We start from the raw sequence: 23,274 nt of genomic DNA, 5'->3' as shown, positions 1-23,274 counted from the left end.
CGGCCCGTGCCGAGCGCCTTGGCATTCAGGTTCATTCTGTGGGAGAAGTAGCATCATGCAGCGACACAAACGACTGACCTGGATTCTTGCCGCGACGCTGTGCGTGGGCGGCGCTGCCGAAGTCGATGCTGGCGATGGCGTCTGGACCAGCAGCGGCCCCAAAGGGGGCACCGTCAACGTGCTGCTGCCCCACCCGGGCAATGCGAACATCTTGTACGCAAGCACCGCCGGCAACGTCTTCAAATCCATCGATGGCGGCACCACGTTCACTCAGGCCAGCAATGGCATTGTCGCGAACAGCATCTATCCGCTGCCGTTGATGCTCGATGCCGAAGCCCCCGATCACCTGTTCACCGCCGATTCGTCCGGCCGCAAATATCGGACATTCAACGGCGCGCAGACCTGGGAAATCTACGACGGCGATCTACCCGACGAGATCATTCCCGGTATGGCGGTGGATCAGCCGGGCAGCAGCTGCACCTTCCTGCTCAGCACGGGCACGCAGCGATTTCTGAACGAGCCCATGCTGTGGCGCACCACCGATTGCGGCAACCAGTTCGAGCGGATCGGCAATGGCTTGCCGGGCGATGAGTACGTGACCGCGATTGCGTTTCAGGATAACGACCCCTTGAACGTGCTGGTGGGCATGGGGAACTCGAGCGCGCTGCATGCCTCGATCTGGCGGAGCACGGATGGCGGCAAACACTTCTCGGCGGTGCACGATGTCTCCATTGCGCGCGGCTACACGCCTGGCGTGCAGGCCATCGCGTTCGGCGCCGGCCAAACAGTTTGGGCGGTGGTTGACTACTACCTCCTCCATAGCACCGACGACGGCTTGACCTGGACTGAGATCGAATACGGCAGCCCGTTTCCACAGCGCTTAGCTGCGAGCACGGTGTTCCCGGTGCCAGGATTGGCTGACAAGGCCTATGCCGGACGCGCCGACGGCGTTTTTGCAGTGCTGTACAGCGCGACGCCATCGCCGAGCTACGACGTCGTCCACTTCTCCCAGGGTCTGACCCCCAACGCGTCTTACACCGCGTCCGGCAATCCGATTCCGGCGGCGGTCAATCAATTGACGGCAAGTCCGGGATTTCCGAGTTCTGGCGGGTTTCTTTACGCGACCACGGATGGCTCCGGAATTTTCCGCCGTCCGCCGGTCGATGTCTCGCTGAACCCACCGTGGAGCAGCGCGATCAACCAGAATCCAGGCGGCAACCGCATCACGCAGGTGGCGATCCATCCGCATCCGATCTATGCCGTGCCCGGACCGGGCGGCGGCTATAGCAGCCGGCTCATGGCGGCGCAGAACAACGTGTCGCCCTCGTCACCGGCGCTGTATGCCACGGACGATGGCGGCGGTGAAACCTGGTATCCCGCCAACCAAGGCTTGCGTGCCGCCGACTTGAACGCGCTGGTGCTGGACCCCACCACCGGCATTGCTGACCAGGCAACGACCGCCATCTACGCGGGCGGTAAGCCGGCTGTGGCCGAGACCGCATATCAGAATGGCGGCTTGTATCGAAGCGACGATAACGGCACCAACTGGGCCAACATCGATGGCGACCTGCCGGTGGTGTCCGGGCAGACCTATGTCGATCTGGGCTCGGTCCAGGCCATCGCACTCGATCCACGGTCCTGCACGAGCCCGCCAGTCAGTGGCCCATGCGTGAGTGGTCCGCTGAATACGATCTATGCGCTGGCCGAAGGTCAGTTGCTGCAACCCATTCCGGGCCAGTATCGCTTTTCCCACCAGATCATCCGATCCGACAACCGCGGCACGAACTGGGTCAGTCTGTCCGAAAACCCCGGCTTTCCGATCAGTGCCGCCGATGCCGAAATTGTCGAGAAAGTCGTGCCGATCAGCATGGCGGTCAGTCCCGTCAACGCGAACCTGCTGCTGGTCGGCACCCGATCCGAGTATCTCGATACGAGTCCCGGCAGCGGCAACAGCCCGGCAGATTTGCACAGCGGTTTATTCCGCAGCACGGATCGCGGTGCGACCTGGACCCATATCACCAATGGCTTGGACCAAAAGCATGGGCTGAACAACACCTACCTGGACATCACCGCCATCGCCTTTCATCCGACGCAGCCGAACACGGTGTTTCTGGCTGCCACGGACTTTGCCAGTTCGAGTCGATCGACGATCTACGTCAGCACCGACGGCGGTTTGACGTTCGACGAGACCGACCGCGGCCTCAATGACAGCGTCTATCTGCGCGGCTTGGCCATCGATCCGAGCAATCCGAGTCTGATGTACGCCGTAGGCAGCGGCTTTGAAGCGAACCCGGGCGCCGTGTTTCGGAGCGATGATAGTGGCCAACACTGGTACTCGATCAGCGTCGGGTTGCCGGCTGAGTCAGCGTATTCCATTGCGGTCGATCCGCATGTTGGCTCCTACCTGCATGTCGCGACCGACAATGGCGTCTGGTCGCTAAACCTGTTGCAGGATACAGACCATGATGGGATCCCGGATTCGGTCGAAAATAGCGGCCCAAACAATGGTGACTCCAACAACGACGGGACCCTCGACGCACTGCAGGGTGATGTCGGTTCGATCGGCGTCGCGCTCCGGGGCGGTGGCGGTGGGAGCGGCGCCTCAACCGTCGATGTCGTCAATGGGACCGGCCCAGGCGGCGTCGGCTGCACCCAGTCCGTTGACGTACAGCGCCAGCCGCTCGGCGAGTATGGCGAGGACATCGAACCGATCAGCGGCGATACGTTCCATCGCCAGGACGCCCTGCACACGTTCGAGATCCAGGACTGTCTGCAGGCGACGGTCAACGTCACGTTCCATGGCCAGACCTATGGCGGCTACGGCTGGGAGTTCCGCTACTTTGGCCCCTCGGTACCCGGAGATTCGGATTCGATTGGCTGGTTTACGCTGCCGGCAAACCGGGTTCGTCGGTTGGGCGCAAGCACCTGGCAGCTGTCCTTGAGCAACTCCGAACTGGGCAACTACCGACCCGCATCCGATAACGCGATCCGCTTTGTCGGGGTGCCGGCGTGCAGACCGGATGATCGGCTGACACAGAACAGTTTCGAGAATACCGAAACGCCGGTGGCAAGCTGTTATCCGCCCTGAAGGCAACTGATGGGACGCTCTGAGGCTTCCCAATCGACGCGGGACGTGAGATTGGTCCGCCCATCAAAAAGCCCGCTGCAGTAACCTGCAGCGGGCTTGCCCTCCCCTCAGGCCGACCGGCCGGGGACCCGCAGTTTCATCGGTTTTGAAAAAATCGCACGTCGCGCCGCAGCAAAATCGGTCAAACCGCTTGTCGGACATTTTCGACCGATCGCCCAAATCGCCCCGTTCCACTCGCCCCAGGGCCTCGACCGCTCGTCGGATTGCCTTGGAAAAACTGTGACTTACGCGTCACTAACGGCCGGATTCGATTGCATGGCGCAGGGCTTGGTGGTGGAATTTCGCTTGGTTTATCAGCACAGTGCTCGATGGCCCGCGGCGATTGCCCGTTTCAATGGCAAATACTGTCGGCCATCGGATCAGAAGCCGGGCTACGCGTGTTCCGGCGACGACCGATGCAGAGGACAAGGTATGCGAATAGCAAGCAAGGTAGCGTCAGCGGGGTTCAGTCTGACCGAACTGTTGGTGACGTTGGCAGTGGCTTCCATTCTGGTCGGCATCGCGCTGCCTTCGTTTCGGCTTTTCAGCCAGAACCAGAACGTCGCAGCGCAGGCTAACCAATTAGTTTCGGACCTCAACGCTGCCCGGGTCGAGGCGGTCAAACTGGCGAGCTTTGTTCGCGTCTCGCCGGTGAGCGGCAGTTGGAACAACGGCTGGGTCGTCGCGACCGATAGCAATCAAAACGGCACCGTTGACGGGACCGACGTCTTGTTGCGGCAAGCTCCCGAAGCCGTTCAAGGATTCAGTTGGTCCCTGACGGCGACGCCTGCCGGACCCGTTTCCAATGTCTTTTACGGTGGCAACGGCTATCTGTCAGGCAATCAGACCCTCTTGTTTCAGTTGCGTACGCCCGACGGTAACGCCGCGCACTGCCGCCGCGTGGCGGTTGCGCTGAGTGGTCGGGCCGAAGTTCAAAGTGGATCGGTGACGCCATGCACGTAAGACTACAAAAATTGAATGTGGGGTTTTCGCTCCTTGAGGTGCTGATTGCCCTCGTCGTGTTCTCGATTGCATTGATTGGATTCGCGGGCGCCATGTCGGTCGCTATTCGCGCCGGGAACATCTCCACGGCACGCACTCAGGCGACGTTGGCGGCCACGATGCTGGAGGATCGTATGCGAGCCAATCCACAAGGCGTCATCGACAATCAGTACACCGGCACATTGAGCTCGGCAACGGCAGCGCCATCCAATGATTGCAGCGGCGGCTGCAGCACTAGCCAGCTGGCCACCTATGACATGGCTGTGGTTGCCCAGTTTTTGAGTCGCTCATTGCCAAATGGCACGGCAACGATCAACTGCGCACTGACCCCTCCGCCGGTCACGGTGGGCGTGCGCCCGACGCCCCGCGGTCTGTGTACGGTGGTCGTGACCTGGGGCGAAGTCACGGAATCAAACATGCGCGGCGGCAATACCGGCACGCGTCTCGGCCGCTTTGACTGGGTGTTCAATCCATGAAACCGATTCGTCCTCATAACGGCTTCTCGCTGATCGAACTGATGATTGCGATGACGCTCGGTGTCCTGGTCATATTTGCGCTGACCCAGTTGGTAGCGCGCACGACCCGTTCGAACACCACCCAGCAGAGCCTGCAGCGACTGCAAGAAAATGGCCGCTTTGCGATGTCGCGAATTGTTGGCGACCTGCGCATGACCGGCGCGCAATACTGCGCCACGCTCGCCAACATCGCGCCAGTCGGCCGCAATAACCGACATCGCGCGCTGATGGTGTACGCCGACGGTGGGATGCTTTACGGCTTCCCAACGCGCGCGGCGATCAAAGGGTTGCAACCCGTTGCCGACGCCGAGCCTTACCCGATCAGCACGCGGTTCTTCATGCAAGGCCACGAGTGCACGACCAATTCGGCCTGCGTGCCGGCGTTGAATGTGCTCGGTGGCGCCACACCAACTCCGCCCGCAGCAGGCACGGCCGCCGGCAACCGGGCGGCGGGTGCGGATGTGCTGACCGTTCGGTACCTTGCTGCGCCTGGTGTGCCGATTGGCGCAGACTATGCAGGCGGTCCGGCAGCCATTGCGCTGAACAACACGTACACCACCAATGCCACCGCTGGCACACTGGCATTTGTCGCGGGTGATTTGGCCATGATCTCTGACTGCAACAATGCTCAGGTCTTTGAGGCCGCGGCTGCTGGCGTCGCGATCACGCCGAACGATACGACCGACGATTCGCCTACCGCGCACAATGACATCAGTGCTTTCACGCGCGGAGCCGACTCACGCGTATTCAACTTCACACGCAACTTCATCACATCGACCTACTATTTGCAGATCCGCAACGACAGCACAACACCGGGTCGACGCATTAGCTCTCTCGTTCGACAGGTCAACGGCAATGCGCAGATCATCGCCGACGGTGTCGAGCGTCTGGAGTTCCGCTATGCCATCGAAGACGTCAATGGCCAAACGCGGTATCTCACGGCAGAACAGGTTCAAGGCATGAACACGGCACTGTGCCAACCGTTCCCGGTTGGGGTGCGCGCGATGGAGCCCGGTTGCGGCTGGCGCTCCGTCGTCGCGATCGATGTGTCGCTGCTGATGAATTCGGTTGACAACAATGCGCCGTCTGAGACCGAACGCTATTCGTTCACGTTCGACAACCAAATCGAAGTCGCGCCGCCTGGCACCCTGCCCTCTGGTTTGCCGCGCGGCCGGCTGTTCCGCCGCGAATTCCGGACCACGGTCACGGTCAGAAATTTTGGGATTTGAAGGAGTCTTCAATGCAAATCAAGCGAAAACCCCAAGGCGCTGCGCTGGCGATCGGTTTGATGCTGATCCTCGTCATAACGATGACCACGATAATTGCGATGAGCGGGTCCGTCATGCAGGAGAAGATGGCGGGCGCTGCGCGCAACGAGTCAATTGCGGAAGGTGGCGCGGACAGCGTGCTTCGCAATGGCGAGCGTTGGATCTTCGACTACACTGTTTCGAGCCCGGTACCGCTGCTGCCGGGTGCCACCTCGTTCGTCACCACGCCGGAATCCTCCAATCTGGCGGGCACCGATATCCGGAATTTCCGCACCAGCTCGGGCTGGGTCGCTGCCGGCAGGCCTTATCAAGGCCAGAGCAGTGTGGGTAGCAACCCAATTTCGAGCTCTGATTACCAGTCGATGACCAGGGTCCCCGCGTTCATGATCGAAGTGCTGGGCGTGGCCGCATCGGGCAGCTCCCGCTTCATCCCAGGCGAATCGCACGGACTTGGTGGTGCAACGACTGGCGGTGGCGGCAGCAATAGCGTGTTGCGTTACTACCGAATTACGGGACGAAGTACGGGCGGCTCCGACAATGTGGTTCGCACCGCTGAAAGCACCTTCACCATCGTTGCCGCCGACTAAAGTCAACTCAGGAGGACACTATGTCTCGCCTTCATCCATCTAAAGCCTTGGGCCTGTCTCTGACCCTGGGCGCCTTTGTCGGTCTGGTTGGCAGTTCGGCATCGCTTGCCGTGCCATTGACCCTTTCGAAAACGCCGCTGTTTCTGAACTCGTCAGTCGAAGCCAACTTCGCGCTGACTTTCGACGACTCCGGCAGTATGGAGCTCGGCTATATCCCCGACGAAGCGGACGATGACTCGGCCCCGATCAGAGCCTTTGTGCCGGACTACCCGGATAGCAACCCGAGCACGACCGCTGGCGACACCATTGACACCCGCTGCTGGTGGCGCGACGCGAACTGGGTGTACTCGTCGTCCGGTAACCCGCTTTATTACAATCCGAACATTACCTACGATCCGCCGAAGAAGGCCGACGGCACTAGTTTGGCGGCGTCGTCGTTCACCAACGCCTGGGAAGACGGCATCGACAACTTCTTGGGCACCGAAACGACTACTCGCAACCTCTCCAGCGCCTACCGAATCAACTGGGGCGCGTCGTTCAATGACCCGCAGTACATTAGCCATAACAATACGGCCAGTACCGGCTGTACGGGCAATGCCACGCGCAACCGCGTCTTCCCGTTCGGCAACAAGGCCTTCTACTACCGCTTTACCGGGTCCGATCCGAACAACGGTTCGCAGGTTTACAATAACGCGAACTATGTTGCGGTGGATATGACTACGGCAAGTGCCACGCAGCAGACGAACTTTGCGAACTGGTATTCCTACTACCGTCTGCGCAATTTTCTGGCGCGCACGGCACTGACCCGTACGTTCGACACGCAGCAGAACCTCCGCGTGGTCTGGCAGAACCTCAACGCAAATCAGCTGAACAACGACAAGGTCATTTCTTCCATCAAGACTGGTACGACCCAGCGCACGAACCTGTTCAGCTTTTTGATGGGAACCAAGCATTCTGGTAGCACACCGAACCGTGCTGCCCTGCAGCGAATGGGCAACTACTTTGGCGGCGGCAACAATACCAACAACGACTTGAATACGACCAACCCGTATTACGAGCCGTTGCTGCCTCCAGCTACCGGTGGACGTGAGCTCTCGTGTCGTCAGAACTACCACCTGCTAATCACCGACGGCGGTTGGAACAGCACGGCCGGCATTACCGGCAATTACGATAACGTGACGTTCACGCTTCCGGACGGCAAGTCTTTCACGCCGAATACGGCCCATACGTTTGCGTACTCGAAGCAGGACTCGCGCACCGATGACGGCTTGGCTGATGGTGCGTTCTACTATTGGTCGCGCGACCTGCGTCCAAGTTTGACCAATAATGTTCCCGCTGCAATGGAAGATCTGACGATCGGCGTAACCGGTTCGGAATCCGCGCTGGGTGCCGGCGAAGACCCCCGCAACAAGCAGGAAATCTATTGGAATCCGGCAAACGATCCAGCCACTTGGCAGCACCTCACGCAATACATCGTCGGATTTGGTATTGGCGGCACGATTCCGTTTCCGTCGGCATTAACAGGTCTGCGCACCGGCACCTACACGTGGCCGTGGTGGGAAGACGATGACACCGCCAATACGCAGAAGGTGGACGACACCTGGCATGCGGCGCTGAATGGTCGCGGTGAGTTCTATAGCGTTCGCGACCCAGCCGAACTGATCAATGCGCTCGGCGAGGTCTTCAATTCCGTCGAACGCCGCCAAGCCAAGAACACGTCGATTTCATTCTCTTCAGGGCTGGTACTGCCGGACACGATTCGCTACCAGACGACGTTTGATTCGTCGGATTGGAGCGGCAAAGTCATTGCCACGCGCAATGCGGACGGTACGGTCGTTTGGGCGGCGAACTGCCTGTTGACCGGTGGTCCGTGCGCGGACATGGCTGGTGGCCCGACGGTTGCGGCCCAGGATCCGAATACCCGCCTGATCGCCACATTTAGCGGCGGCGCTGGTCGTCAATTCCGGTGGGCGAATTTGAGTAGCGCTGACCAAACCGCCCTAAATCTGAATCCTTATTCCGGCTCAAACGACAGCTTGGGTTCGCAGCGGGTCGATTACATCCGTGGCGTGCGGAGTCGCGAAAAGAGCCAAGGTGGTACGTTCCGCAATCGCAGCAATCTGCTCGGTTCGGCGGTCAACTCGTTCGCGGTGATTCCGGAATATCGCGAGACCTACTTCATCAAAGAACGCGCCGGCCCGGGCATGATCAACCAGGCTTTTGAGCCCACGTCGGCGGAGCGCTTGTTCCAAAGCGGTGCGGGCTACCAACCGATTCCAAATGACTTGCTGTACGTGGGCACCAATGACGGCATGCTGCACGCGTTCGATCGTGCGACTGGCCGCGAGCGCTATGCCTATGTGCCGAATAAGGCGATTGCCAACTTGAATAAGCTGACTGACGATCGCACCGTCGACTTCCAGTCATATGTGGACGCGCCGCCCTCGATCCGCGATGCGTTTATCAACGGCTCTTGGCGGAAGATTCTGGTTGGCTCCATGCGCTTGGGTGGGCAGAGCGTTTACGCGCTCGACATTACCAACGCCAATCCAGCCGGCGAATCGGGCTTGGCAGGTCAAGTCTTGTGGGAGTTCAACGACACCTCCGCCGGGGGCGCCGATCTGGGCTTCACGTTTGGTAACCCGCTGATCACGCGCATGCCGAATGGCGACTGGGCCGCATTGGTCCCGGGTGGCTATAACAGCGAGTCGACAGATACGGCGATCGGAACCGGCAATGCGGTGCTGTTCGTGTTGCGACTCCGTGACGGTGCGGTACTGCGCAAGTTTGATCTGGGTTCAGGCTCCAAGGGTCTGACCACGCCGATGGCAGGTGACTATTCGATCGATGGCGACACGAACCCGCTTCCCGGCGGCGACTACACCGAAGTCACCGACTTGGCATTCGCTGGCGATCTGAACGGCGATTTGTGGCGCTTTGATTTCCAGAACACCAACCCGGCCAGTTGGTCAGTCGTAAAATTCTTTGATGCTCCGGCGGGCCAGGCTATCACCGTGCAACCGCGCATCATGGGCACGGGCTATGAGCAGGCCAAGCGCGCATTTGTCGTGATGTTTGGTACCGGCAAGTATCTCGAACCCGCAGACCGCGTTCCGGGCTCGGGCGGTCAGCAATCGTTCTATGGCTTGTTTGACCAAGGCAAGGCCGGTAGCTACCCAATTACTCAAGCCCAGCTGACGCAACAGACCATCACGGAGTCGGGCAACCTGCGCACCGCGAGCACCAACCAGATTCCGTCCACCAAGGTGGGCTGGTACGTCAATCTCCCAGCTGCTGGCGAACGCAGCATTACGACACCGGTGTTCCGAAACGTCGATCGGTCGGTCATCTTCACGACGCTCGTTCCGAAATCGGATGACCCATGCCAGCCGGCCGTTGATAGTTGGGTGATGATCCTGGACGGCCAGACCGGCGGCGCGCCGGGTACGTTTGCTGCGGGTATCGATAGCAACAATGACGGCGTTCTGGATTACACGGACAGTTCCTTGCTCGGACCGGCATTTGATACGAATGGCGATCGTGAAATCAATTCCTCTGATACGACCGGTGCAGTCGGCAAGAAATTCTCTGATGTCCTGCCGGCAGTCACGCCCATCTCACTCCCTGGTGGCGGTTTGGCCGAAATCGTTTTGCCGGGTAATGCCAACGATGGCACGGGCGGCGGTTGTGTATCATCGGCAAACGGCCAGTGCATCGTCGTGATCGATTACCAGTGGCGCCGACGCTACTGGCGTGAACTCAATCCGCAATAACGGAGCGCCAGAACATGAAGCATTCTCAGTATGGGTTCACGCTGATCGAGCTGATGGTGGCGTTGATCGTCATGGCGATTCTTGCGGGGATCGCCTATCCGTCGTACACCCAGTACACGTTTCGGGCGCGCCGTGCCGATGGGCAGAATGTCTTGATCCGCGTCGCTGCGGAGCAAGAGCGTTTTTACACCCAGTTCAATCGTTACGCGCAGGACCTGACCGCAGCACCTCCAGCGGGTCTCGGGATGACGTCACTCGATTCTGATAATGGCTATTACACCGTTTCGGTCGCTGCCGGACCGTCAGGCAACAATCAGAGCTATACGTTGCGTGCTTCGCCGGCAGGCATTCAAGTCGACGATGCATGTGAGCGATTGGTGCTGTCGAGTACTGGCCTGAAGACGCAATCAGGTTCCGAAACGAACGGACCGTGTTGGTAATTCAGCCGTTGTAGTCACTGAAAGAGCCGCACCAATGTGCGGCTCTTTCATTTGGGAGACTCAATTCGGCGATCGGCACCAGTATGCCGAGGGTGTGATCTGGTACCGGAACGAGAGCAACGATCCCTGATGGCCAGACTCGCAGATGGCTTGCTTCAAGCATCCATAAGTTGATTGGATGACGCACCGGTCGCACCGAAGGCGCGCGTGGATGCACCAACCCGAACAAGTCAGATGCATCACCGCCCCTGGACTGTCGTTACCTGATCTGTCCCGGCCACCGAATGGATTTGCGCGACCCGAACGGCTTAAGCCGAGCCCGCGCCCTAGCCGTCCCCGAACAAATCCCCGACCGACTCCTGCGGCTTTGGCGCGGCGAGTCCGAAATGTCGATACGCTTTGGCCGTGGCCATGCGGCCGCGCGCGGTGCGGATCAGAAATCCTTGTTGGATGAGGTATGGCTCGATCACGTCTTCGATTGTGCCGCGCTCTTCGCTCAATGCCGCCGCCAACGACTCAACGCCAACGGGGCCGCCGTCAAAGCTCTCGATCATGATCTTGAGCATGCGCCGATCCAGGGCATCAAAGCCCTCATGATCGACCTTCAACATGACCATCGCAGCATCTGCAATGGCTTGCGTGATGTCGCCATCCCCCCGGACTTGGGCAAAGTCCCGAACCCGACGCAACAGTCGATTCGCAATGCGTGGCGTGCCACGCGCGCGGCGGGCGATTTCGGCCGCCCCATCGGGGTTACAGGCAATACCCAGAATGCGCGCGGAGCGCTGCACGATCTGCGTCAGCTCGGCAGGCGTGTAGAACTCCAGTCGCTGCACAATGCCAAAGCGATCGCGCAGCGGCGCGGTCAACAGACCCGCGCGCGTCGTTGCGCCAACCAGGGTAAACGGCGGCAGGTCGAGCTTGATCGAACGGGCGGCAGGCCCTTCGCCGATCATGATGTCGATCTGAAAGTCTTCCATCGCCGGGTACAGCACTTCTTCAACGACCGGCGACAGACGGTGAATCTCGTCGATGAACAGTACGTCGCGCGGCTGCAGATTGGTCAGCAACGCCGCCAAGTCGCCGGCACGCTCCAGCACTGGCCCCGACGTCTGGCGGACACTGACGCCCAACTCGTTGGCGATGACATGCGAGAGCGTGGTCTTGCCAAGCCCTGGCGGACCAAAGATCAGCACGTGATCCAGATGTTCGCCCCGCCCGCGCGCTGCCTCGATGTAGATCGACAACTGCTCGCGAACCGTTTGCTGGCCCAGGTACTCACTCAGCCGTTTGGGTCGGATGGTCGCTTCCACGACGTCATCCTCGCGGGTCGCGCTGGCCGACGTCAGGCGGTGGTCGGCCATCAGATATCCACCTGGGTTCCGAGTTCAATCAAGCGGTTGCCGGGAATCTGGAAGTACGCGGTGGCCGGCTCGGCATTGCGATGCATGAATGCAAAGATCTTGTCGCGCCACAACGGCATGCCCTTGTCGGCGGTCGGCACCAACGTTTCCCGACTGAGGAAGAACGTGGTGTCCATCATGTCAAACGGCAGACCACAGGCCTCACAGGACTCCAGCACGCGGGGCACATTCGGGTCTTCGGCAAACCCAAATCGGAGTTTGATCGAATAGAACTCGTTGCCCAGCGCCTCGATGATCAGGCGGTCGCCCTTGTCGACTACGGGGATTTCCTGCACTTCCACCGTGAGCAGCACATTGCGGTCGTGCAGCACTTTGTTGTGCTTCAGATTGTGCAGCAGCGCGTGCGGAACGGAGTCCAGACTCGTCGTCATGAACACGGCACTGCCCGGCACGCGCAACGGTGGATGCGCGGCGATCGACGAAATGAACGGCGCGAGCGACAGGCCCTCGGCCTTCATCTTGGCGCCGATCAACACGCGCCCCTTGCGCCAGGTCGTCATGAACAGGAACACCAGCGCGCCGAGCACCAGTGGATACCAGCCGCCGTGCGGAATCTTGATTGCGTTGGCCAGGAAGAAGCCGAGATCAATGCTGATGAATACGAAGCCAGCGAGGATCGCGAGCGGCTTGCTCCAGCGCCAGAGATTCACCGCCACGATCAACGCCAGCAATGTGTCGATCAGCATGGCGCCGGTGACGGCGATGCCGTAAGCCGCAGCAAGATTGGTCGAATTCTGGAAGCCGATGACCGTCAGGATGATCGCAATCAGCAGAAAGCGATTGACCCAGGGCACGAAAATCTGGCCCGCAGTTTCGTCCGACGTGTGCAGTACTCGCATGCGCGGCGCAAAGCCGAGCTGGATCGCTTGTCGGGTCACCGAAAATGCCCCGGAGATGACGGCCTGCGACGCAATGACGGCGGCACAGGTGGCCAGAATCAGCAAGGGGATGCGCGCCCAATCGGGTGCTAGCAAATAGAAGGGGTTTGCGGCCGCAGTCGGATCATTGAGCAGCAGCGCACCTTGACCGTAGTAGTTCAGCAAGAGGCCCGGAAACACCCAGACGAACCAAGCAATCCGAATGGGCTTCATGCCGAAATGGCCCATGTCCGCGTAAACCGCTTCCGCACCGGTAATGGCCAGCACCACGGTACCCAAAGCGACAAACGAAATCAGCGGATGCGCCAAGAAGAACAGCACGCCGTACCAAGGATTGACCGCCCGCAAAATAGTCGGCGCAACGAGAATCTCAACCAGACCGAGTACCCCGATGACCAAGAACCAGATCGTCATGATCGGCCCGAATACTCGGCCAACGCCGGCCGTACCCGAGCGCTGCATCGCGAACAGACCGAGCACAATGACAATCGTCGCAGGCACGATGTAGCGCTCAAACTCAGGCGCAATCACCTTCATGCCCTCGACTGCGCCGAGAATCGACATGGCAGGCGTGATCACGCCATCGCCGTAGAACAGCGCCGCGCCAAAAATGGCTAGGGTCACAATGACCCGACGCAAGTTGCGATTCTCGCCCACCGACTGCAGCGCCAGGGCCATCATCGCCATGATGCCGCCTTCGCCGCGGTTGTTGGCGCGCATGATGAAGATCACGTACTTGATCGAAACCACCAGGATCAATGCCCAGGTGGCGAGCGACAGAATGCCGAGCACGTTCGTCTCGGAAATCGGCATCCCATGCGAGCCGCTGAAGGACTCTTTCATGGTGTAAAGCGGGCTGGTGCCGATATCGCCAAAAACGACGCCGATCGCGGCCACCGCCGTCGCCAGGAGGGCAGCGCCTTTTTGCTCAGTATGTGCGTTGGCCATGCGGCTTTCGCTGCCCGTGCCGGAAAAGGCGCGTAGTGTAGCCAGATCGAATGGAAATGCGACTCCAATAAAGGGCGATCAACGCATTAACGCCCAAAACTGGCTCGCGCCGGGTGTTGCAGAGTGTTGCGGGCGCGCGCGAAAGCCGCTGGAAACGACCGGCACACGCGTTCGCGCGCGGTTTCCGCACCCGTCAGTGCGCACTGCGAAGCAACGCTGCGGCGCCCTGTGCCAATAAATCCTGAGCGACACGCTCGCCCAGCATTTCCGGCGCATCCAGGGCGCCCGTCGCCTCGGCACGGATCACAGTCTGCGTGGCCAAAGCCCCGACGAGGCCAGCCAAGTGCAGTTGGTCACCGACGACCGCTGCATGCCCCGCAATCGGTACCTGGCAATTGCCTTCCAGAAGCCGGTTCATCGCGCGCTCCGCGAGCACACATCGCGTCGTCAGATCATGGCCCAACGGCGCAAGCAGCGCGCGCAGATCGGCCCGAGCGCTCTGAATCTCAATACCGATCGCGCCTTGTGCCACCGCTGGCAACATTCGCGGCGGCGTCAGGCGCTCAGCAACCCGATCGTCAAATCCAAGACGCGCCAATCCGGCCACGGCGAGCACGATGCCGTCGTACTCCTCGTCATCCAGCTTCCGAAGCCGGGTATTGACGTTGCCGCGCAAGTCTTTCAGGACCAGATCCGGTCGCACCGACCTGAGTTGCACTTGCCGCCGCAGTGAGGAGGTTCCGACCACGGCGCCCACGGGCAGGTCGGCGAACCGCGGATACCGGTTGCTCACCCACGCGTCAAACGGATCGGCACGCTCCAGAATGGCGGCGAGCTCAAAGCCCTCGGGCAAGGTCATGGGCACGTCTTTCATGGAATGCACGGCCAAATCGGCCTGGCCCGCGAGCATGGCCTCCTCAAGCTCCTTGAGGAACAAACCCTTGCCGCCAATCGCGGCCAGTGAGCGATCCAGGATCAGGTCGCCGCGGGTGCTCATCGGCAATAGCCGAACCTCCAGCCCTGGGTGCAGGGCGCGCAGCTGGTCGGCAACAAATTCGGTCTGCCAGAGCGCCAGCGGGCTCTGTCTGGTGGCAATGGTCAGGGTCATCAGAGTTGTCTCGCGGCCGCTCGCACGCTGGCCAGGCAACGTCGGCTGATTTCAAAGGTCCGGTCCACGCCGCGCACTCTGGCCACGTAGTCGCCCTCGGCACTTTTTTCGATCGCGGTCAGCCGATCAGCGGCCACCAGGCAGTTGCGATGCAGGCGCACGAAAATCCCTTCGAACTCGGCTTCCAGGTTCTTCAAGGATTCATCAAGCAGGATCTCGCCGTGGTCGCTGTAGACCGCCACGTATTTGTCTTCTGCCATCAGGTAGACGACGTCGCGCACGGGCACGAGCTTTAGGTTGCCGCGCACGCGCGCACAGAGATGTGAACGTGAACGCGGCTTGCCAATTGCCGCGGTCAGCTCACGGGCGCGCTCGGGACTGAAGCGCGCCGCTTTGTCCAAGGCTTGGCGCAGCCGATCAACGCGAACTGGCTTCAAGACGTAGTCGATGGCTTTGGCTTCGAAAGCGGCCAACGCAAACTCATCGTACGCCGTCACAAACACCACCGCTGGTGGCACCTCGAGTCCGGACAAATGCCGCGCCAACTCCAGTCCGTCCATCACGGGCATCGAAATATCGACCAACACCACGTCAGGTTTCAGGCGCTCTATCTCGGCCAAAGCCTGATCGCCTCGATCCGCTTCGCCCAGAATCTGCAGACTGCGATCGTCCAGCTCACGGATCAACGTCCGCATTCGGAGTCGGGCAGCGAATTCGTCGTCGACGATGTATAGGTTCATGCGCGGTGCGGCTCAGCAACAGGCCGCCATTATGGTCACTCAGCCGCGCAAGTGAAACTCCCCGCCCGGTCAAGACCGATGACCGGCTCCTACAGCGAGACCGAGAGCACGTCCCGGCAATCGCTCTAGCCCGCGTCGCCCTGACAATCGTGCACCCGGCTGCCAGGTATTCGATCGTGGCGTGCGGGTTTGATCTGAGGCGGCACGTATTGACGCCGACCGCGCCCGCAGGGGCGTCCGGGCGGGCGGCGGCAAACTGATGGCGCCCTCATTGCTCGTCAATCGGTACCGGGTGGAGGCCCTGCTCACCGATCCACGCGGCAATGTTGCGTCCCAAGATCAACCCCTGATCATTGTCAAAGCGGAAATGGATGCCGCCGAGGAGCCGCGATTGTGCTGCTTCTTCAGCCATGGCATCCAACGCTTTGGCGCGGTTCGGCAAGTATCGCGCCAGAACCCGCGACGCGGCGCCACTGAACGTCGCGTGGCCGGAGGTGTAGGACGGAAACGGGGGTGTCAGGATTGGCGGCGTAAAGGGTTTGCCCAGCAATCGCTTCGCCGCCGTTGTCGGCCGGATGGTCCAGTAGTAGTACTTCGAATCCCAGCAGGCAATGAAGGCGTCTGCCAGGGCGATATTCAGCTCGGCAAACAGGCGGATGGTCGTCGGCTCATCCAGTTTCGCAGCCTTGACCTCCTCCATTGCCAGCCGATTCCAGTGTCCGGAGGGCGTGGCAGAGCCATGGCCATCGACCCAGTATTTCGCAATTTCCAGCTGCTTGGGCGTGAGCGCGGCGTTGACGGCCAACACTTCTTCGGTGGCCCGGAGGTAGTCGTCGCTGCCAAACGCGGGCGGTGGTGGCGGGCGAAACTGGCCTGGACTGGTCAGGATCCAGGGTTTCCATTTTGGTGCGAACGGCTCATCCGGCGGGTAGTAGAAGTAAGGACCCGTTGGCTCCCAAGTGCCGGGCTGGTATTGGCGCGCATCGCCGTACCATTGCAGCCGCGAACCGTTCCAGCCGCGCTGGGCACCATCACGTTCGGCGCGCGCAATCACGGTTTGCGCTGCGTTTCGACCTATTCTTTGAGCAAGCGATATGTCAGCCGGCGGCGTGTCGCCGCCCAGGCGATCGATCAATTGGTCGACGATCCGCTGAAACGCGTCTTCTTCCGCCGGATACAAGTAGCTGAGAACGTCCGCCGCGGCCTGGGACAGGGCGAATCGTCGGGTCAACGGCAAATTTGGTGCCCGCACATAGGCGTCGTGCATCGCGACATGCACCAACGCGAGCCCACGTGCGGCGCGCGTCGGCATGGCTTTGTGTTTGATGTGCCGGGCGATCTGAATGCGGGTCCAACCAAGACTCGCCGGCTCGGTTTGCCATGACTCAATGAGCACCGCGGCGTCGGCATCGGCTTCGGTGTGATCATGGAACACGGACTCAGCCCGTGGCACCGGTTCGGGACTCGGCGGGTCCGCTGCCGTCATGATCGGCTCCAGATCCAGATGCTCCTGAGCCGTCGCCCCCATTGCGAACAGCAACATCAGCGTACTCAGCACGATACGGAAACGGTTCATGGCGTTGCCTTATTGTCGACGGCCAGCACGGCCTGCAGGTCTGTGCGATGAATCTGCGCGGCGTATTGGAGCGCGTTCTTGCCAAACTGATCGGGCAGCTTTGGATCGGCGCCCGCGTGCAGCAATGCGACCACGGTGTCCAACGAGCCAGACATCATCGCCGCATTCAGCGCATGGACTTGCCGGTTGGGCACATGGTTCACCGCCGCGCCTGCGGCAAGCAACCGTTTCACCACCTCGACTCGGCCCGCGTAAGCGGCATAGATCAGCGGGGTCGCCCCGTCGGCGTCCTCGCCATTCACCGGAGCACCGCGCTTCAGCAACAAATCTACCAGGCTCAGATGACCGTTTGCAGCCGCGTGATGCAATGCCTGGGCTGCCGTCAACGGCATCGCACTCGCCACGGGCGTGTCCGCATCGAGCAATCGCTTGACGGTGGCCATGTCGCCACTCGCCGCGGCATCCACGAGTTCCTGCGCCGCGGTGCGCGCCGGGCGCGCATTGGCCGCAATCGACGTCGATGCGGCATAACTCAATGGCACGATGGTGCCCGACATGATGCACATCCAAAGCAGCCAGAAACGTCTGTTCATTGCAGTCGAACTCCTTCAAACCATACTGTTTCACGAAAACTCTGCTTGGCATTGCCCTCCTCCTGACGCAGGCGAAATGCCTGGCCCTCAGGTTCATTTGGTCGCCGCCAGGGATAGTTGTGGGTGACGCCCAATCGATAGGACACCTTCTTCTCGGGCAGAACCCGCATCAGTTCGGTAATGTGAACGGCCAAAACCGTGCTTTGTCCGGGCGCGAGCCGGATCGATTCCGGCGGTGCAAACCACGGATCATCCGAACTGTGCAACACCGGTGGCGGCGGCACAATCGCCAGATTTCCGCTACCGCCACCCTCGATTGACACGCTGAACCGAAGGGTTGGAGGCCGGCGCAGTTCCAAAATGATGTCGCCATCACCAACATTTGTCAGCGTCTCGCGGAGCTCCGTCACGATCGGCTTTTTGGCCGATTTCGCCCAAAGGCACGACTCTGTTTTCAGGACCTCCAGGCGCAGGCTGGTTGCCTGCTGCACGCATCGGGCGTGAGCCGATGGCCAGATTGCAGCCATTACGAACAGGATCAAAGCAATGCGGGTCGTCATGGCACGATCGCCTTTGGTAAATGCCGTCGGCACTGGCCTGCTGCCAGTGGCATCGTCTTGATCTGAACCCATGCACATAGTCGCCACCTTCAATTCGGACAAGCGCCGAGCGGCCGGCTCGGCAGCGGACAACTGGCCGATTGCCGCCAGACGTCGAGCGCCGTGAGGTCTGGCAGCAGGGCGCCCATCGAGCACGCATAGAATTCATCAGGCGGGTCATGGTCGCCGAAACCAGAATTTGTTTGCAGGTCGCCAATATCCCGCGAAAACTGATTGAGAATCTGATCGAATTGCTGCACGACAAAATCGGAATTCAAAGCCTCTTCCTTGGACGGGAATCGGTCGACACGCTGGGTCAAACGCGAAATGTAGTTCTCCAGCGCCGCAAAACTCTGGGCAGCGTAGCGTTTGAAGCGACGATAGTGCAGCGACTCATGCGCATACACTTCCGTCCAGGTATCCCAATTCGGCACCCAGACGGCGTTCCAGCCCGCGGCGTTCAGATTGACAATATCCGGATTGTTGTTGGGATGGTAAGCCGTGCCCAGGTAATAGTGCGACGACGCGGCATAGCGAAGCTGGCGTTCGACCGAATCGTAAAACTGGCATTGCGTCTGGCCCGCGCTTGGCCCGAATCCGAGCATGTCGCCGGTGGAATACTCGCGCCAGCCAGGCAAGCTTGGGCGCACGATCACGCTCTTGATTTCGGCCTTTTTCAACTTGAATCGCCAGAGCCCATCGGGATTGCAGTAGGCGTCCAGCTTGAAATCCCATTCCGCAGGTTGCGAGCCGTTTCGATGACCGTGGAACTCGCCCTTGTTCGTTGTAAAGCCAACCTCGACCCGTGGTGCCGTAAATGTCACCTCGGTCACCCCAGCAGGCGCGGTAGTGGGGAAATTGACGGGATCTGGCCCGCAGCGGCCGCTCTTGCAGCGATGGCACCAGTTCGATCCGCACTGCTTGCCCGCTTGCGCGAGATCCGGCCGACACGCCGGACATTGCTGCCCAGGCTGGGCCTCCGAAACCTGACATTGCGGGCAGCCGCCACAAGTCGCGCCACGGCAGCTGGGGGGCGGATTTTCGCCGCAATTGGGCGGCACCGGTGGCGGCCCCCCGCCCCAACCAGCCTTGGTAATCCCAGATCCCGCATCACTGACGATGCTGGCCCCCGCTTCATCGACGGTGCCACGCCCCATCGGGACAAAGCTGGCCAGGTCATGATCCCATTGCACGATCGGCAAGGTTTCACCCGGCTTCAGCCCAGCGCTGTTCGGCAAATGAACCTCGATCGGCGGATCGAATCGCGTACCGGTGGGCTGAATCGTCCACGCGACGGCGCCAAACGTGGCGAATCCGCCCGGCGGCACCATGGGCAAGCGGTCGCCGTGAACCGGCGTGACCACCAAGGGACCGGTGTGCGATCCATCCGGAAAGGTGACGCTATGAGCCTTGACCACCATCGCGAACCCTTCGATTCCGGGAATACGAAGCGACACGTCCGCGTCGCCCCCCACCGTTGCTGCCGCCGACACATTGATGGGCGGCAAATAGATCGCATGCGGCAACTGATTCTCCTGCCCCGCGATCACCGGAACTTCGAAATGCAGGCCGGGATATTGCAAAGGCTGGCCGCTCCGCACGGTTTGCAAACCGGTCCCATCCACGTGCAAGTCGATCTTCCCTGCCGGCACCTGATCTTCGAATCGGAATTTACCTGCCGCATTCGTTGTCGTGACCTGAGCCGTTCGACCAATCGACACCCGCACACCCGGCAACGGCTGCCCCGTGTGATCCAAAACAACGCCGGAAAACGCCGTCGGCCCATCACGGGCTGGCAACACCACCAACTGAAAATCAGCGGCACCAAACCAGCCGCCATTGCTTTGCACCTGTGCCCGTACGCGCACCGTGTCGGCATCCGTGCCAACCGTTGGCCGGACACTCGCCACACCATTCTTGTCGGTCTGCACGGTCAGACTGCGACCGTCGTCGCCAATCGTGCCGTGAGGCGGCGCTGACCGAAACTGCGCATCGCCATTCTCGATCAGAAAGCGGACGCTGGCATCGACAATCGGGTTGCGTTCGCCATCAATGACCAGCGCCGACAAGGCTTCCACGGGCTCCGCACCAGCCTGGACATATTGCGTGCCGCTGGCGCCATGAACCAGCACCCAGGCCGCCGCCCCAGTCTCGGCTTGCGCCATGAACACCTGTTCTTCCGGAGCGCCATCCAATCGGGCGCGAATCACTTGCGCAAACGCGCCCGCCTCATTGCCCAATCGAAACCAGACTTGAGCCAGGCCTTGATCATCCGTTTGCACCGAGAGATGTCGGGACGGCAATTGCCCCGGCTGCGCCTCCGGCACCGAGGCATCGGTCGCAATGAGCCCTGAGCCGCGCACCACGTCAAACTGCACATTCGCGTCGGTAAGCGGACTACCGTCGGCAGTCAACGCCGCCACCACCAGCGGTGCCGCCAAGACCACGTCGGTCGGAGCACGTTGCGTGTCACCAGACACGATGGCGAGCTGTGGCGTGCCTCCAGCGATGCGCGTCACCGTCAACGTCTGGTGTCGCACATTGCCGTGCTGATCCTCGGCTGATACATCGAGACGGTTCAACCCCAGCGCTAACGGCAGCTCGGTGGCACGAAAATAGCGATTGCTGACCGTTGCCTGGACCGAGGCACCATTGCTCTGATTGGTGATCCGCACGGACGGCTCCAAGGCTCCGACTTGAGCTTCCACCGCATCATTGGCAATGCCTCTGATACTCACGTTGGCACTTGCGGTGATCGCACCCTCAGCCGGCGATTCGACGCTCAGAATCGGCGCCGTCTGATCCACGTACAACGTCCGCTGGGCGACGCCCGTGCGGCCGAACTCATCGACGGCGCTGACGGTCAACAAGTTCGTCCCTTCGTGCAGGAAGAATGTTGGAAACTGAAAGTGCGTTCGATCGGCACTTAATTCGGCGAGCTGTTGGTTGATCGTCACGGTCTGAACCGGTCGGGACAGGCTCCCGGCGACGCGAACCGCCCGGGCGGCGGTGCCGGTGAGATTGGTCGCTCCGCCTGGGCCAACCAGCGGACCAAAGCTGGCAAAGTCCGCGGGCTCGTCAATGAAGACCACCGGCGCCGCGTCATACACCGCAGAAAAGCTCACATCGCGAGTGGTGCCATCATCGAACACGACCGTGGCGGTCGGCGCATTCGGTCCCGGCGCCAAGCGCACCGGCACGCGGAACACCCGCGGCCTGGCTGCATAATCCTCGGGAACCCAAACATCGCCGTTTGCCAAGCGCAGGGACTCCGCCACCGCGTGATTGCTATCGGCCTGCACCTGCCAAATCACGGAGTCTTGCAGACTGATCGCGCCTGGGAGGGGCGACAGCGTGCTCACGTCGTAAGTCGCCGGCGAGTCTACTGAGAACGCCCCGGCGAACTCGGTACGCGCGCCCGCAGCATTAGCCAGCGCGATGGTGATGGCGTGTTCGCCGACTGCCAGCGTATCGGGTAGCGTTGCCGACAACGTGCCGGAGCGCGGGTCATCCAGCGTCACCTGCACGTCGGTCAACTGAACGCCGTCGAGCAGCACACGCGCCGAAGCAGTCGCAATGTCTGATCCAGCATCCTCGAAGCGCGCACGAATATGCGATGGAAACTGACCCGGCAACAAAACGCCACTGGGACTGATGTCGCTCAGTGTGGGCCCATCGATCACGACAAACGACCAGCTCTCGGTGCTGGCGCCGACCCGCAATTGCACCTGATGCGTGCCGAGCGCCAACGGCGACGGCCAGAGGTATCGTATGCCGGACTCGGTGACTTCAGCGGACTCAGTGACGTCGCTTGCATCAATGCGGAGACTGACCAGTCCGGGCGTCAGGGGCCCTGGCACACTGAAGTTCGCGCCCACCCACAGATCCGGCCTCGGGGCCGTTTGGCTGTCCGGAATCGGTTGTCGGGACGAAAGCTCAATCTGCGCGCTCGGCAGTGCCTCGAAGGAACTACGAAAGATCAGGGCCTCTTCGGCCCGCACCGGCGTGTTGAAAAGCAATACCAGTGTCAGCACGTTCAGAAAGCGAAACATCGTCGGTCTCATGGCAGACTCATTTTTGCTGGCTTTGGCCAGAGGCGGTTGGTTCCTGCTGCATGAGCGCGCTCTGCACCACCGTCTCAAAAGCGGCGCGCGACGGCAGTCCCTCAAACCGCATGCCATTGACGAACGTCGTGGGCGCGACCCTCACACCCATGGCTTTCGCTTGCACAGTCGCTGCATTCCGGGATTCGGTCGCGTCGGCGCGTGCCGGATCAAAGTCGCGCAAATCGACCCCAACCATCTCAGCGCGCGTCCGGAACGCGGCTTCACTGAGCCGGCCCGAAGCCAACTCAAACAGCATCGGATGGACGTAGCGGAAGGCACCCTGACGCGCGGCCTCATCGGCAAATGCGATGATTCTGGCCTCGCGATCGGGGTCCAACGGATAGGGCACCACCATCAATGCGACGCGTCCTGGATGCTGTTGCACGATCTGATCCAGATCCTTGGCCCAAGCTGCGCAATACGGGCATGCGTACGACGAGAACACCACAACCGCCACCTCGGGTGACTGCACGTCAGGGGTCAGGGACTGCGCCCGACCGATGCTGGCAACCAAGCCGAGAAGCAACAACAAAAGCAACCGAACAAACATCAATGCATCCTGCTAACAAGTAAAGTCGGCAACCTCATGG

General features: G+C 60.9%; 16 protein-coding genes. 7 read left to right on the top strand and 9 right to left on the bottom strand.

Going from position 1 to position 23,274, the window contains the following annotated elements; all coding sequences use genetic code 11:
- The first annotated feature begins 55 nt into the window (after nt 1–55).
- From C7S18_RS02695 to C7S18_RS02665, 7 genes are all read left to right on the top strand, one after another.
- On the top strand, nt 56–3,088 hold the full coding sequence (locus tag C7S18_RS02695) for a WD40/YVTN/BNR-like repeat-containing protein (protein ID WP_106890096.1): 3,033 nt from the start codon (nt 56–58) through the stop codon (nt 3,086–3,088).
- A 471-nt stretch (nt 3,089–3,559) separates the two neighbouring features.
- A complete protein-coding gene (locus tag C7S18_RS02690; protein WP_170113461.1) occupies nt 3,560–4,090 on the top strand; it encodes a GspH/FimT family pseudopilin in 531 nt (176 codons plus the stop codon).
- A complete protein-coding gene (pilV, locus tag C7S18_RS02685) occupies nt 4,081–4,605 on the top strand; it encodes a type IV pilus modification protein PilV (RefSeq protein WP_106890094.1) in 525 nt (174 codons plus the stop codon). The genes C7S18_RS02690 and pilV overlap by 10 nt, the downstream gene beginning before the upstream one ends.
- Nucleotides 4,602–5,873, top strand: coding sequence for a PilW family protein (locus C7S18_RS02680; protein WP_106890093.1), 1,272 nt, complete (start codon nt 4,602–4,604; stop codon nt 5,871–5,873). Before pilV ends, C7S18_RS02680 begins: the two co-directional genes overlap by 4 nt.
- An 11-nt stretch (nt 5,874–5,884) precedes the next feature.
- The gene (locus C7S18_RS02675) at nt 5,885–6,499 is read left to right on the top strand and encodes a pilus assembly PilX family protein (RefSeq protein ID WP_106890092.1); all 615 of its coding nucleotides are present in this window, start codon (nt 5,885–5,887) and stop codon (nt 6,497–6,499) included.
- A gap of 20 nt (nt 6,500–6,519) precedes the next feature.
- Complete coding sequence (locus C7S18_RS02670) at nt 6,520–10,272, top strand: pilus assembly protein (protein ID WP_106890091.1); 3,753 nt, start codon at nt 6,520–6,522, stop codon at nt 10,270–10,272.
- Between the two features lie 14 nt (nt 10,273–10,286).
- On the top strand, nt 10,287–10,712 hold the full coding sequence (locus C7S18_RS02665) for a type IV pilin protein (RefSeq protein WP_106890090.1): 426 nt from the start codon (nt 10,287–10,289) through the stop codon (nt 10,710–10,712).
- A 326-nt stretch (nt 10,713–11,038) separates the two neighbouring features.
- On the opposite strand, the gene ruvB is transcribed toward C7S18_RS02665, so the two are convergent.
- The 9 genes from ruvB to C7S18_RS02620 all read right to left on the bottom strand — a co-directional run bounded on the left by ruvB (nt 11,039) and on the right by C7S18_RS02620 (nt 23,234).
- Nucleotides 11,039–12,076: a Holliday junction branch migration DNA helicase RuvB gene (gene ruvB, locus C7S18_RS02660; protein ID WP_106890089.1), complete on the bottom strand. Its 1,038-nt coding sequence runs from the start codon at nt 12,074–12,076 to the stop codon at nt 11,039–11,041.
- Nucleotides 12,076–13,962 carry a potassium transporter Kup gene (locus C7S18_RS02655; protein WP_106890088.1) on the bottom strand — a complete coding sequence of 629 codons (1,887 nt, stop codon included), beginning with the start codon at nt 13,960–13,962 and terminating at the stop codon, nt 12,076–12,078. Before C7S18_RS02655 ends, ruvB begins: the two co-directional genes overlap by 1 nt.
- A gap of 193 nt (nt 13,963–14,155) precedes the next feature.
- On the bottom strand, nt 14,156–15,073 hold the full coding sequence (gene hemC / locus C7S18_RS02650; protein ID WP_146152092.1) for a hydroxymethylbilane synthase: 918 nt from the start codon (nt 15,071–15,073) through the stop codon (nt 14,156–14,158).
- The gene (locus C7S18_RS02645; RefSeq protein ID WP_106890086.1) at nt 15,070–15,810 is read right to left on the bottom strand and encodes a LytR/AlgR family response regulator transcription factor; all 741 of its coding nucleotides are present in this window, start codon (nt 15,808–15,810) and stop codon (nt 15,070–15,072) included. The genes hemC and C7S18_RS02645 overlap by 4 nt, the downstream gene beginning before the upstream one ends.
- 268 nt (nt 15,811–16,078) lie before the next feature.
- Nucleotides 16,079–17,386: a vanadium-dependent haloperoxidase gene (locus C7S18_RS02640; RefSeq protein ID WP_106890085.1), complete on the bottom strand. Its 1,308-nt coding sequence runs from the start codon at nt 17,384–17,386 to the stop codon at nt 16,079–16,081.
- Nucleotides 17,383–17,979, bottom strand: coding sequence for an ankyrin repeat domain-containing protein (locus C7S18_RS02635; RefSeq protein WP_106890084.1), 597 nt, complete (start codon nt 17,977–17,979; stop codon nt 17,383–17,385). Before C7S18_RS02635 ends, C7S18_RS02640 begins: the two co-directional genes overlap by 4 nt.
- The gene (locus C7S18_RS02630) at nt 17,976–18,539 is read right to left on the bottom strand and encodes a hypothetical protein (protein ID WP_146151726.1); all 564 of its coding nucleotides are present in this window, start codon (nt 18,537–18,539) and stop codon (nt 17,976–17,978) included. The genes C7S18_RS02635 and C7S18_RS02630 overlap by 4 nt, the downstream gene beginning before the upstream one ends.
- 89 nt (nt 18,540–18,628) lie before the next feature.
- Nucleotides 18,629–22,630 (bottom strand): carboxypeptidase regulatory-like domain-containing protein, encoded by a 4,002-nt coding sequence (locus tag C7S18_RS02625; RefSeq protein WP_170113065.1) that lies wholly within the window; start codon nt 22,628–22,630, stop codon nt 18,629–18,631.
- 19 nt (nt 22,631–22,649) lie between these two features.
- Entirely contained in the window at nt 22,650–23,234 is a 585-nt protein-coding gene (locus C7S18_RS02620) for a DsbA family protein (RefSeq protein ID WP_106890081.1), read from the bottom strand.
- Nucleotides 23,235–23,274 lie beyond the last annotated feature (40 nt).

The organism is Ahniella affigens (genome assembly GCF_003015185.1).
GTDB lineage: Bacteria > Pseudomonadota > Gammaproteobacteria > Xanthomonadales > Ahniellaceae > Ahniella > Ahniella affigens.
This window is presented reverse-complemented; position numbering and strand designations above follow the sequence as displayed.